Source organism: Deefgea sp. CFH1-16 (assembly GCF_016881365.1).
In the GTDB taxonomy this organism is placed as follows: Bacteria; Pseudomonadota; Gammaproteobacteria; order Burkholderiales; family Chitinibacteraceae; genus Deefgea.
This window is the reverse complement of record NZ_WLYT01000001.1, coordinates 991432-1004341: the sequence shown is the minus strand read 5'-3', so window position 1 is coordinate 1004341 and position 12910 is coordinate 991432. Positions and strand designations below refer to the sequence as shown.

10 protein-coding genes and 3 pseudogenes are annotated in these 12910 nt (G+C 50.1%); 12 read left to right on the top strand and 1 reads right to left on the bottom strand.

Annotated features, from left to right (window positions below):
• Nucleotides 1–12 precede the first annotated feature (12 nt).
• The 7 genes and pseudogenes from GKO28_RS05345 to GKO28_RS05315 all read left to right on the top strand — a co-directional run bounded on the left by GKO28_RS05345 (nucleotide 13) and on the right by GKO28_RS05315 (nucleotide 6542).
• Nucleotides 13–970: pseudogene (locus GKO28_RS05345) on the top strand (beta-ketoacyl-ACP synthase III).
• Nucleotides 971–1039: 69 nt separating this feature from the next.
• Nucleotides 1040–1968 (top strand): annotated as a pseudogene (gene fabD / locus GKO28_RS05340) (ACP S-malonyltransferase).
• Between the two features lie 81 nt (nucleotides 1969–2049).
• Entirely contained in the window at nucleotides 2050–2793 is a 744-nt protein-coding gene (gene fabG / locus GKO28_RS05335; RefSeq protein WP_173532305.1) for a 3-oxoacyl-ACP reductase FabG, read from the top strand.
• Nucleotides 2794–2978: 185 nt separating this feature from the next.
• Nucleotides 2979–3220 (top strand): annotated as a pseudogene (gene acpP, locus GKO28_RS05330) (acyl carrier protein).
• Nucleotides 3221–3402: 182 nt separating this feature from the next.
• Entirely contained in the window at nucleotides 3403–4644 is a 1242-nt protein-coding gene (gene fabF / locus GKO28_RS05325) for a beta-ketoacyl-ACP synthase II (RefSeq protein WP_182075599.1), read from the top strand.
• A gap of 135 nt (nucleotides 4645–4779) precedes the next feature.
• Complete coding sequence (locus tag GKO28_RS05320; protein ID WP_182075598.1) at nucleotides 4780–5940, top strand: AAA family ATPase; 1161 nt, start codon at nucleotides 4780–4782, stop codon at nucleotides 5938–5940.
• Between the two features lie 314 nt (nucleotides 5941–6254).
• Complete coding sequence (locus tag GKO28_RS05315) at nucleotides 6255–6542, top strand: hypothetical protein (protein ID WP_182075597.1); 288 nt, start codon at nucleotides 6255–6257, stop codon at nucleotides 6540–6542.
• A 104-nt stretch (nucleotides 6543–6646) separates the two neighbouring features.
• Here the strand turns inward: GKO28_RS05315 and GKO28_RS05310 are convergent, their stop codons facing one another.
• On the bottom strand, nucleotides 6647–7171 hold the full coding sequence (locus tag GKO28_RS05310) for a lipocalin family protein (RefSeq protein WP_182075596.1): 525 nt from the start codon (nucleotides 7169–7171) through the stop codon (nucleotides 6647–6649).
• A 49-nt stretch (nucleotides 7172–7220) separates the two neighbouring features.
• On the opposite strand from GKO28_RS05310, the gene GKO28_RS05305 reads away from it, so the two are divergent.
• From GKO28_RS05305 to GKO28_RS05285, 5 genes are all read left to right on the top strand, one after another.
• Nucleotides 7221–8534 (top strand): aminodeoxychorismate synthase component I, encoded by a 1314-nt coding sequence (locus GKO28_RS05305; RefSeq protein ID WP_182075595.1) that lies wholly within the window; start codon nucleotides 7221–7223, stop codon nucleotides 8532–8534.
• Between the two features lie 25 nt (nucleotides 8535–8559).
• Nucleotides 8560–9393: an aminodeoxychorismate lyase gene (gene pabC, locus GKO28_RS05300; protein ID WP_182075594.1), complete on the top strand. Its 834-nt coding sequence runs from the start codon at nucleotides 8560–8562 to the stop codon at nucleotides 9391–9393.
• Nucleotides 9390–9620 (top strand): hypothetical protein, encoded by a 231-nt coding sequence (locus tag GKO28_RS05295; protein ID WP_182075593.1) that lies wholly within the window; start codon nucleotides 9390–9392, stop codon nucleotides 9618–9620. Before pabC ends, GKO28_RS05295 begins: the two co-directional genes overlap by 4 nt.
• A 568-nt stretch (nucleotides 9621–10188) precedes the next feature.
• Nucleotides 10189–11340, top strand: a complete 1152-nt coding sequence (locus GKO28_RS05290) for a sugar diacid recognition domain-containing protein (RefSeq protein ID WP_182075592.1) — start codon at nucleotides 10189–10191, stop codon at nucleotides 11338–11340.
• Between the two features lie 227 nt (nucleotides 11341–11567).
• Entirely contained in the window at nucleotides 11568–12833 is a 1266-nt protein-coding gene (locus GKO28_RS05285; RefSeq protein WP_182075591.1) for a GntP family permease, read from the top strand.
• Nucleotides 12834–12910 lie beyond the last annotated feature (77 nt).

Below are 12910 nucleotides of genomic sequence, written 5' to 3'. Positions count from 1 at the left end.
TCAGAGGTGTTCATGTATTCTCGTATTGCAGGAACTGGCTCTTATTTGCCAGAAAAAATTCTTACTAATGCCGAGCTGGCGCAACGTGTCGACACCACTGATGAGTGGATTGTTTCACGCACCGGTATCCGTCAGCGCCATATCGCCGCAGAAGATCAACGTACTTCTGATTTAGCGTTGATTGCCGTTGAGCGTGCACTTGAAGCGGCGGGTGTGGATAAAAGCGAAGTCGATTTATTGATCGTCGCAACCACGACGCCAGACAGTATTTTTCCGTCAACGGCGTGTATTTTGCAAAATAAACTCGGAATGCATGGCTTTCCGGCTTTTGATATACAAGCCGTTTGTGCTGGGTTTATTTATGCCTTAAGTACCGCAGACCAATTTGTCAAAAGCGGTGCAGCCAAATGCGCGGTTGTGGTTGGCGCAGAAACTGTCACCAATCTGATTAATTGGGAAGACCGTGGTACCTGTATTTTGTTTGGCGATGGTGCCGGTGCTGTGGTGCTTAAAGCATCAGAAGAGCCGGGTATTTTAGCGACACAACTGCATGCAGATGGTCGTTATAGTGGTATTTTAAAAACCGATGCACGCCCAAAACAAGGCGAGTTAGTCGGTGATCCTTATGTGTATATGGAAGGCAATGCGGTGTTTAAATTCGCCGTAAAAGCCTTGGCTGAAGTTGCTGAAAGCACATTGGCAAAAGCCGGTTTGCAAAAAAAGTGATGTGGACTGGTTGGTGCCACATCAAGCCAATATTCGCATTATTGAATCAACAGCCAAGCACTTACATATGTCGATGGACAATGTGATTGTGACGGTGGATATGCACGGCAACACTTCGGCAGCATCGATTCCATTGGCGTTGGATGCGGGCGTTCGCAGCGGCAAGATTCAACGCGGCCAAACCCTGTTGATGGAAGGGATTGGTGGTGGCTTTGCTTGGGGCTCGGCGCTGGTTAAATATTGATTTTAATGGTTTGTAAACGGCGCTTTGAAGCGCCGTTTTACTGTTGGATGGTTTGAAAGGGGTAGTGATATGTCTTTAGCATTTGTGTTTCCAGGTCAAGGCTCGCAATCCATCGGTATGATGATGATGGTTGGGCTGATTTAGCCGTGGTTAAAGCCACATTTGACGAAGCATCAAGCGTGCTCGGTTTTGATTTATGGGCGATGGCCAATGAAGGCCCGCTCGAAGCGATCAATGCCACAGTGAACACGCAGCCTTTGATGTTGACCGCTGGTGTTGCCGTGTGGCGTGCATGGCAGTCGCAAGGTGGCGCTATGCCTGCGGTCATGGCTGGGCATAGCTTGGGTGAATATACCGCCTTGGTAGCTGCCGAAGCTTTGAGTTTTGGCGATGCTTTGCAATTGGTGCGCTTACGCGCAGAAGCAATGCAAGAAGCCGTTCCTGCTGGCACCGGCGCAATGGCTGCAGTGCTTGGCTTGAGCGATGAATTGATTATTGAAGCTTGTGCCGAAGCCGCGCAGGGCGACGTGGTGCAGGCGGTGAATTTTAATTCACCAGGCCAAGTGGTGATTGCTGGTAGCAAAGCAGCGGTAGAGCGTGCATGCGAAGGCTGTAAAGCCCGTGGCGCTAAACGTGCGATGCTGTTGTCGGTTTCGGTGCCATCGCATTGCGATTTGATGAAACCTGCCGCAGAAAAATTAGCCGCTAAATTGGCTGTGGTAGAAATTCATACACCTATCGTTCCTGTCTTGCACAATGCTGACGTTGCCGCGTATAACAATGCCGAGCAGATCCGTGAGGCTTTAGTTCGCCAGTTGTATCAGCCAGTACGTTGGGTTGAAACCATTCAAAAAATGGCTGCCGATGGCGTGACTGTTGTTGCTGAATGTGGCCCAGGTAAAGTGCTTGCTGGTTTAACCAAACGCATTTCAAGTGATCTGCAAGGCGTTGCTTTAGTCGACGTAGCCAGTATGGATCAATTAAAATCAGCGGTGTAATCTGCAGATTTATTACAGGTATATGCTGCAATACGTTTGTGGCTATATCTTAGCAATGTATACCTAGATTAGGGGTGAGGAATGAGTTTGCAAGGTAAAGTTGCGCTAGTGACTGGCGCTTCACGCGGGATCGGCCAAGCGATTGCTTTAGAGTTGGCAGCGCAAGGCGCAACCGTGATTGGTACGGCCACCAGCGATTCAGGCGCAACAGCGATTGCCGATTATCTACAAGCAGCAGGTGCCGCAGGTTCTGGTTTACGTTTGCAAGTGACCGAAGATGGTGCTTGTGAAGCCATCGTGGCACAAATTGAAAAAGAATTTGGCCCGATTGCGATTTTGGTCAATAACGCTGGGATTACCCGTGATAACTTATTGATGCGCATGAAGGATGAAGAATGGGATGCCATTATGGATACCAATCTGAAGCCAGTTTACAAATTATCTAAAGCCGTGATGCGCGGTATGATGAAAGCGCGTTGGGGACGGATTATCAATATTGCGTCGGTAGTAGGCGCGACTGGCAACGCCGGTCAAACCAATTATTCGGCAGCCAAAGCGGCGTTATTTGGTTTTACCAAATCGCTAGCTAAAGAGATCGGTAGTCGTGGTGTGACAGTGAATGCCGTCGCACCGGGCTTTATTGATACCGATATGACCCGTAATTTACCTGATGAGCAAAAAGCCCACCTCGTTGCTAATATTGCACTGGGACGTTTGGGTGATCCAAAAGACATCGCCGATGCCGTTGGATTTTTGGCTTCAGATAAAGCCGGTTATATTACGGGTAATACCATTCATGTGAATGGTGGCATGTTTATGAATTAATCGAGTAAAATAGCAGCGATACTGCATTTTGCTAGATTGACATATTTTTGTAGTCTTTATTAACGATGTGAATTGCAGGTATTTTTGCAATAAAACATCATCAAACTGTTTGCTTCACCATTTTTTTGGTAGAATGCGGACGTTTTTTTTCGAAATTTGCTTTTTAATAGGCTTGGGATAAATCCATGGAAAACATCGAACAGCGCGCGTGAAGAAGATTGTTGCTGAGCAACTGGGCGTGCCAGAAACTGACGTTAAGATTGATTCATCATTCGTAAACGACCTCGGCGCCGACTCTCTCGACACCGTTGAACTCGTTATGGCGCTTGAAGAAGAATTTGAGTGCGAAATCCCTGACGAAGATGCAGAAAAGATCACTACTGTTCAGCAAGCAGTTGACTACGTCAGCGCTCATTTGAGCAAGTAAGAAGGAACATCCAACCTCCGCTGCGGCACTACAGTGTCGTCGCGGGGGTTTTTTCATATTTAGCGCGATGAAGCAGTGTTTAAGATCGTGTTTTAAGGCTAGGCGCGGCATAGTTTTAAAACACGCTCTTGAATTGGTTTATGGCGCAACCGGCACAGTCCGGTTTTAAGCGGAGTCACCCCGTGTCTAAACGCAGAGTAGTTGTCACCGGCTTGGGCCAAGTTTCCCCAGTTGGCAATGATGTTGCCACTGGCTGGGCCAACCTGCTTGCTGGTCAATCCGGTATTGATTTAATCACCCGTTTTGACCCGAGCGATATGGGTTGCCATATCGCCGGCCAAGTAAAAGATTTTGATATTAGCCAGTACGTGAGCCCGAAAGATGCGCGCCGAATGGATGACTTCATTCATTACGGGATCGCTGCTGCAATGCAAGCGATTAACGACGCTGGCTTGGATGATGTGAGCGATCTGGATAAAACCCGCGTTGGGGTGAATATCGGTTCGGGTATTGGTGGCTTGCAGCTGATTGAGCAAACCAATGCAGCTTATCTCGAAGGCGGCACGCGTAAAATCGGCCCGTTCTTTATTCCTGGTTCATTGATCAATATGATCGCTGGCCACGTTTCCATTATGAAAAGCTATCAAGGCCCGAGTTATGGCATCGTATCAGCGTGTACCACTGGTGCCCATAGCATCGGTGATGCGGCGCGGATTATTCAGTACGGCGATGCGGATGTGATGGTTGCGGGCGGTGCTGAAGGCACAATTTGCAAAATGGCCATCGGTGGCTTTGGCGCAATGAAGGCCCTCTCAACGCGCAATGACGATCCAAAAACCGCGTCACGTCCTTGGGATAAAGGCCGTGATGGTTTCGTGATGGGTGAAGGCGCTGGGGTCTTGGTACTCGAAGAGTACGAGCACGCTAAAAAGCGTGGCGCAACCATTTATGCCGAACTGGTTGGTTTTGGCATGAGCTCGGACGCGCATCACATCACCGCACCAAGCGCTGAAGGCCCTGCACGTGGCGTTGCCAATGCATTGCGCGATGCCGGTGTGAATCCGGATCAAGTACAATACGTGAATGCGCACGGTACATCAACACCGCTGGGTGATGCCAATGAAACCAATGCTTTGAAGATTGCTTTTGGTGATCATGCGAAGAAATTAGTCGTTAACTCAACCAAATCAATGACTGGCCATTTATTGGGCGGCGCGGGTGGTGTTGAAGCGATTTATTCGATCTTGGCCTTGCACCATCAAGTGTCACCACCGACGATTAACTTGCATGAGCAAGATTTTGAATCCGGTTGCGACCTTGATTATTGCGCTAATACCGCGCGTGATATGAAGATTGAAGTGGCGATTTCCAATTCATTTGGCTTTGGCGGCACCAACGGTACGCTGGTGTTCAAAAAGATTTAAGCGACTAGCACAAAACAATAGCCACCTTCGGGTGGCTTTTTTTTACGCTGTCGCTACCGAACATCTGTTGGCAAAAAACACAGTACGAGCTAGCAATTTCTCTTTATGATGGTTTTTTTGGGGTGAAGAAATTCGATGCTACATACGCTGGCCATTGCCAATTATCGCTCGCTACGTGATTTGATCATGCCGCTGGCACAACTGAATGTGATTAGTGGTGCCAATGGCAGTGGCAAATCCAGTTTGTATCGCGCTTTGCGGTTAACTGCCGAAGCCGCCGAAGGGCGCTTGATTGCGCATTTAGCGCAAGAGGGGGGCTTTGCATCCACCTTATGGGCGGGGCCAGAAAAAATCAGCCCAGCGATGCGGCGCGGTGAGGTGCCGATTCAAGGGACGATTCGCCAAACAACGGTGGCGTTGAAGCTGGGTTTTGCCGGTGATGATTTTTCGTACGCCATAGATTTGGGCCTGCCAGTGCCGAGTTTGTCGTTGTTTTGCGCCGATCCAGAAATCAAGCGCGAACAGATTTGGGCGGGGCAACTACAGCGCGATGCGACACTACTACTGGATCGGCGTGGCGCCGTGGCGCGCACTCGTGATGGCCGTGCTTGGCAAGTGCTCAATCAGCATGTGCCAACGTACGATAGTGTTTTTATGCAGTGCGCAGATCCGATTAATGCGCCCGAAGTGTTGCAATTACGCGAAGCGATGCGCCGCTGGCGCTTTTATGATCATCTACGCACCGATGCTGGCGCTCCTGCGCGGCAGTCGCAAATCGGCACTTACACCCCGATTTTGGCCAACGATGGCGCTAATTTAGCTGCTGCTTTGCAAACCATTATTGAAATCGGAGAACCCGAAACGCTGGCTGCAGCGATTGATGATGCTTTCCCGGGGGCACGGATTCAAATTGAGGTGCAACAAGGACGATTTAGCGTTGTGATGTGGCAGCATGGTTTACTGCGGCCATTGTCTGCCAGTGAGTTTTCTGATGGCACGTTGCGTTATTTACTCTTGGTCGCGGCTTTATTGAGCCCACGCCCACCTGAGTTATTGGTGCTCAATGAGCCAGAAACGAGTTTACATCCGGATCTATTACCGGCTTTAGCCCGCTTAATTGCTGCGGCGGCAACGCGTAGTCAGGTGATTGTGGTGAGCCATGCCAGCCGCCTAGTCGCAGCACTGGAGCGTGAAGTCGATTGCAATTCGATTATTTTGCAAAAAGACTGTGGTGAAACATTGATTGCTGGGCAGCATCGCTTAGATAAGCCAGCTTGGTCGTGGCTGAGTCGATAGGTATTGCCAGCTATGCTTTATTAAATATGAGCTAGATGGCAATACTTGCGTTTCATGTTTTGTGCTTGAATTTAAAATATTAAAATTATTGGCCCAATGATTCGGCACGGCGTTGGCCGTTTCGCGGGCGGTGTTCAAACTTAACTTGGCATAGATTCGATGATGATTGCTTGTGAATTGCGACGTTGAACTGTGATGCAAACCGCTTGTGAACAATCGCACAAAGCCTGTTGCAGTCGGGAAGGGGCTTTTAAGATGGCGACACTACAGGTGCAAAAGCACTCTCCAGCTTAAATTGATCCAAGGAATTCATCATGAAACGACTTTTGCTAACGGTACTTTTTGCTATTTCAAGCACGGCTGCGATGGCCGGCAGCGTGGCCCACGAGATGCGTGAAGGTGCGCGTGAAGTTCGCCAAGCCAAAATTGAAGGTGCGCGTGAAGTGATGAGCGAACGCCGCGAAGCAGCGCGTGATTATTACAATGCCAGAACACCGCAAGAGCGCCGCCAAGCGATTCGTGAAGGTGCGCGTGAAGTTCGCCAAGCGACACGCAAAGCCGAACGCGAAGTGCGCCAAGAAAAGCGCGAAGCAAAAACGTGAAATTCGCCGTGCGTATTACAAGTAAACGATCAAATAAAATTTCGCCATTGGCATGATTGACGAATAAAAAAATCACCGCAGCTTAATCAGCGCGGTGATTTTTTTTATGGCAGAACGCTCGATGTATCGCTTGGAATGAGCTGCTTGAGTGAATAGCCTTGCGCCATAGCGCTGGCTTTGGCGAGCGCCAAGTCAGCCGGGCTCAAGGTCGGCGTACGCGATAAAATCCATAAATACTTGCGATTCGGATTACCTACAACCGCCCAGCGATAATCAGGATCAAGGCCAATCACCCAGTAATCACTCTTAAATGGCCAAAAAAAACTGACTTTTAATTGGGCATTACCGGTGTTGGCGATGACTTGGGCGTGGCCTTTGGCTTGGTCAAATTCGCCATTGGCGATGCGGCAGCGGTTAATCACTTGGATATCGCCATTGTCTTGCAGTGTGTAATTAGCCGTCACCTCACCGACGCATTGATTTTGAAAATACATCGGAAAACGGGCGATTTCATGCCAAGTGCCCAGATAACGCGCCACATCCAGCTGCGGCACACTGCGTACCGGCGTGGTTTCGGCGTAGGCGCTGCTGATCAAGCTGCATAAAATAATCAGTAAAAGTTTTGGCATCAGGGTTCTCGATGGTGTGAGTGGGCTGGGCTCTTGTTACAATAGCGCCATGTCAGAATTTAACTATTTTACCCATAGATTGCCACAAGCTCCGGATTTAGCCGGTTTGTTGGCGCATTCTCGTGCGCATTTTCCCGCGCTATTGCAATCATCGCAAACGCAAGGTTGGGATATTTTATTTGCCTTGCCGAGCGAAATCCGCTGCTATGGCGCTGATGAAGGCGCGGCTTTAGTGCGTGATTTAGCTGCGCTACCACAAGGCCCAACCATAGAGTCTGAGTTGCCATTTCATGGCGGCTGGTTTTTTTATGCTGGGTATGAGCTGCTAGAGATTTTTGAGCCTAGCGTAGCGAGCCGTACCCTAGGGCAGTATGCTGATTTTCCTTTGGGCGCTTTAATTCGTTGCCCGGCTGCGGTATTGCTGCACCGTGAAACGCAAGTGGCGACCTTGCTCGCTGAAACTGCCGCAGATTTAGCGCAACTGCAAGCTTTGCTTGCGCAAGCGCCGGTGTGGCAGCCGCAAGCGGTGGTGGTGGCAGCCATTTCGGAGGATGAACCACAGCAATTTATCGCCGGCGCTGAGCGCGCCAAGCAATATATTGTCGATGGCGATGTGTTTCAGGTGAATTTATCGCGCGGTTGGGATGTCACCTTGGCGCAAGGTCAGGCCACCGACGTTTATGCGGCATTACGCACCGCCAATCCTGCGCCATTTTCGGCGTATTTAGATTTGGGCGACGCCGGACAAATCATCAGCTCATCGCCTGAGCGCTTGGTGCAAGTCAAAGACGGCATTATACAAACGCGGCCGATTGCGGGGACCTTTGCCCGATCGACCGATCCAATCGAAGACGAAAAACTCAAACAACGATTATTAAATACCCCCAAAGAGCGCGCCGAGCACATTATGTTGGTCGATTTAGAGCGCAATGACTTGGGGCGGATCGCCGTACCGGGCACGGTGCACGTCGATGAATTAATGGCGGTGGCGACGTATTCTTTTGTGCATCACATTGAATCGAATATCCGCGCGGTATTGCGATCGGGCCTCAATAGCGCCGACGTGCTGCGCGCCTTGTTTCCGGGGGGCACCATTACCGGCTGCCCTAAAGTGCGCTGCATGCAAATTATTCGCGAGCTCGAAGATCGGCCTCGTTTAGCCTACACCGGCAGCTTGGGCTACATCAATCGCGACGGCAGTATGGACAGCAATATTTTAATTCGTACTTTTGTGCAACGCGCCGACCAGCTGTATTTCCGCGCTGGTGCCGGTATCGTGGCCGATTCTGATGCTGAGCGTGAATTGCAAGAAACGCGGCATAAAGCGCGTGGTTTATTGCGCGCTCTTGGTGTAGCGGGATGATGGCGTTGCTAGCAGGAAGATCACAATGCGGTTAGTCAATGGCGTTTTGGCGGACAACTTGAATTTGAGCGATAGGGCGATTCAGTTTGGTGACGGCGTATTTCGCACACTGAAAGTGCGTGCGGGGCAGTTGGAATTTTGGCCGCAGCAATACGCTAAATTAGTCCAAGACTGCGCACGCATCGGCATTACTGCGCCCAGCGAGGCAACGCTATTGGCCGATATCGCCCAACTTGCACCGTTTGATCACAGCTTAAAAATCATCATCACGCGCGGTGAATCAGCACGCGGTTATGCGCTGCCGGCTGATATTGAGCCCAATCGAATTGTGCAATTGGCGGCATTGCCTGCGTATGCTGAGCGCTTATATCTTGCGGGCGCCAAACTGGTGTTGTGTGCGACTCGGGCCAGCTGGCAACCGGCGTTGGCGGGAATAAAACATCTGAATCGCTTAGAAAACGTCTTGGCACGGCAAGAATGGTCCGATCCGGCGGTGTTTGATGGGGTGATGCTCGATCGGGATGGTTGGGTGGTGGAAGGCGTGATGAGCAATTTATTTGCTTTGATCGATGGCGTATGGTGCACGCCCATATTAAATGAATCCGGTGTCTCTGGGGTATATCGCTCCATCCTATTGAATGATATTGCTTGTGATGAAATACCCATAGTTGAATGCAAAATCAGCTTGGCTCAGCTGTATGCTGCTGATGCGGTATTTATGTGTAATAGTTTGGCCGCTTGCGTGCCAGTGCGGCAAATGGGTGAGCAATCGTGGCCGCTGCTTTCTGGCGAGATCGCTGCGCGGCTCGGCCAACGAGCTACGGCGTCATTACTATTTATTGGAAATCAATCGGCATGATGAAGTTTGTTTTGTTCAGCAGCGTGTTATGGCTCGCTAGCTTGGCGCCAGCTCAAGAATATTACCAAGGTGATCCAGATAAATTACGTGCGCTCGAGGCGCAGCGTTGCACCAAAATTACGCAAGAGCAGCGACTGATTCAGCGCCGTTTGGGTGGGCCTAATCAACCGTATGCGCGTGCAAAGAATGAAAGACAAACAACAAATCTTACAAGCGGACTTTACTAAATACTGCAGTAAAAAATCCTTGCCGTAAGTCGGCGTAGCGTTGTTGTTCAGCGGCGTTTTTTTGCTGAATGCCAAGCGCTGGTCTATAGCTGAAATAGACCTGCTTTTGGAGCATCGTAATGGATAGCAAACTGCAAGCCCAGTTGGCCCAATATCTTGGCGAAAATAACTTGCCACACCTATTGATCGAGCAACATCCACGCATTATGGAAAAAATCACGCTGCTGTGGGGGTAGCCCTGAGCTAGCGAATTTTTTAAATGAAATACTATTTGATAATCGTGGCGATCGAGAAGGCTTTACCCCCAATGTGGCGCATGAACTGTTTGTGATTCAAGGCATTCATGCGCAAGCGCTGGGGCTGGATAAGGAAACGGCGATTTGGGGTTATGACGCATCGTTCAGGAACGAAGGTAGTTTTCGCAAATAAGTCTTTACGCCGCACTGTGATTCACTCAATAGCGCCCAATAGGGCGCTATTTTTTAACTTTGCTGATGCGCTGGTAAGACAGTGACTGGCGTTCGTGTTATCAAGTGCGTATGAAATTCAACGGTAAACGAGAACGAGTATGTCTTTACTTTCTGTGTTGTTAGCGCAATCGATTGTGCAAAGAACCATGTCGATTTTGCCGCAAAACATCAATGTGATGGATGAGCAGGGCATTATTTTGGGCAGTGGCGACCCAAATCGTTTAGGTGAGCGACATGAAGGCGCAGTGTTAGCGATTAGTCAGGAGCGAACGGTTGAAATTGACGAGCTGGCGGTGAATCGACTGCAGGGCGTGCGCCCGGGGGTGAATCTGCCGCTGCATCACGATGGCAAAGTGATTGGTGCGATTGGCATTACTGGCCAGCCCGATGAGGTGCGTCAATTTGGTGAGTTGGTGCGAATGACTGCAGAAATGATGCTCGATCAGCGGCAATTACTGCAAACCATTGAGCGTGATAGTCGCATGAGTGAAGAGCTGGTATTACAGCTGATTGAGCGCACCAGCGCACCGGACGAGCCTTTGCAGCAATGGGCGGCGCGGCTGGATGTGGACTTACTTAAACCGCGAGTGGCGCTGGTGATACAAACCAGTGGCATGGCATTAAATGAAGAGTCGGGGCTAGAAGCATTACAACAATTGCAACGGCGTTTGAGTCAAGATCGGCGCGGGCAATTAACGGCGCGGCGTTCTTTAAATGAATTTGTCGTGCTCTACCCCGCACTGGATCGGCGCGGCCAGTGGGATGCCAGCGCTTTAAGTCTGGAATTAAACCGTTGGTTAGAAGATATCCAGCGCGATGGCGTGGCGCATATTCATGCCGCGCTTGGGCATTATTTTAGTCAGGACGGCAGCATTGCTTTGTCGTATCAAACTGCGCGAGCCACCTTATTGCAGCCGCAAGCCAAGCGCCCTTTACTGCAAGCGTTTGAACAGCGCCGCTTGCCGGTTTTATTGTCGCCTTTGGCCAGTGGCTGGCAAGCCGAATTATTTCGCCTGCCAGTGAGCCGCTTGGCTGAGCATGATAAAGATCGGTTGCTCTATCACACTTTGCTGCACTGGTTTGAGCACGATTTGCATTACGCGCAAACCGCCGCTGCTTTACATATTCATCGCAATACACTGGATTATCGCTTGCAAAAAATCGCTGAATTAACGCACTTGAATTTAGATAAATTAGAAGAGCGGATGCAGCTGTATATTGCCGTGCAATTGGATCAGTTACCGCATTAAATCGTTTTGCGCCTTGCTGACGCCATGGCCACGTGCTGTTGCGAAAGTAATAGTTGATGCAAATTGCGATGAAAAACCGCAGGGTTAATGCAGTTATTGTTAAAACGCCCAAAATTTAACCATAAATTGATTTTATATTGAGGCGTTTTCACAATGACTCCCGCTTTAAATCGGCAGAAAATGTAGTCCTTACTGAAGCGCTACATCCGGTTTAAAGGAGTCTTGTTATGGAATTAGTCAGCACACTGGGCGCGATTGTCGCCTTGGCCGTGGCCATTGGCCTGATCCTAAAGAAAGTTTCGCCGACTTACGGCATGGTCGCCGGGGCTTTAATTGGCGGTTTGGTTGGCGGTGCTGATTTGGTGTACACCGTCGAATTAATGATGGGCGGCGCTAAAAATATTATTCCTGCGGTATTGCGGATTTTGGCGGCCGGGGTGTTGGCTGGCGTGCTGATCGAATCGGGTGGCGCTGCGCGCATTGCCGACACCATCGTCGGTAAATTGGGCGAAGTGCGCGCCTTATTGGCGTTGGCAGTCGCGACCATGATTCTGACTTCGGTTGGAGTGTTTGTGGATGTGGCGGTGATTACCGTAGCACCGATTGCCTTGTTGATTGCAGAGCGGGCTAATATTTCGCGTTTTGCGGTGCTGCTGGCGATGATTGGTGGCGGTAAAGCGGGCAATGTGATGTCGCCCAATCCCAATACCATTGCGGCGGCCGATGCATTTCACCAATCGCTCACCTCGGTCATGATGGGTGGGGTGATTCCAGGCTTGGTGGGTTTATTAGTCGCCTATCTATTAGCGCGTCGTTTAAGCCATTTTGGCTCGGCGGTGCACGCCAGTGAAGTGCACGACAAAGATCACAACAAAGTGCTGCCGAGTTTTGGTGCCGCCATCGTGGCACCAAGCGTGGCCATTGGTTTGCTGGCCTTACGTCCTTTATTTGATATCAAAGTAGATCCATTGATTGCGCTACCAGTCGGCGGGATTGCCGGTACCTTGGCGATGGGCAAAATTCGCCAATTAAATCACTACAGCACTGCCGGTTTGCAAAGAATGTTGCCGGTGGCGGTGATGCTGCTCGGTACCGGGACTTTGGCCGGGATTGTCGCTAATTCGGAACTCAAAAATGTGTTGATTGATGGCATTGCCAACCTAGGATTACCGGCTTATGTGCTGGCGCCAGTGGCAGGTATTTTGATGTCGATGGCCACTGCATCGACCACGGCAGGTACGGCGGTGGCTTCGCAAGTCTTTGCTGCAACGCTGACCACTTTAGGCGTAGCGCCTTTGGGTTCTGCGGTGATGATTCACTCTGGGGCGACGGTCTTGGATAGCTTGCCACACGGTAGTTTCTTCCATTCAACGGCCGGTGCTGTGGGCATGCAAATGAAAGAGCGTCTGAAAATGATCCCGTATGAAGCTGCCATTGGTATGGGTATCACCATCACTGCGACATTAATTTATGGGGTATTTAATCTAGGTTAATGCTGAATAAGCCTTGCATGGTTATACCCGTTTATTTATTGAGATTAAGTTGACGTAACAGATACGGCGTCGGGTGC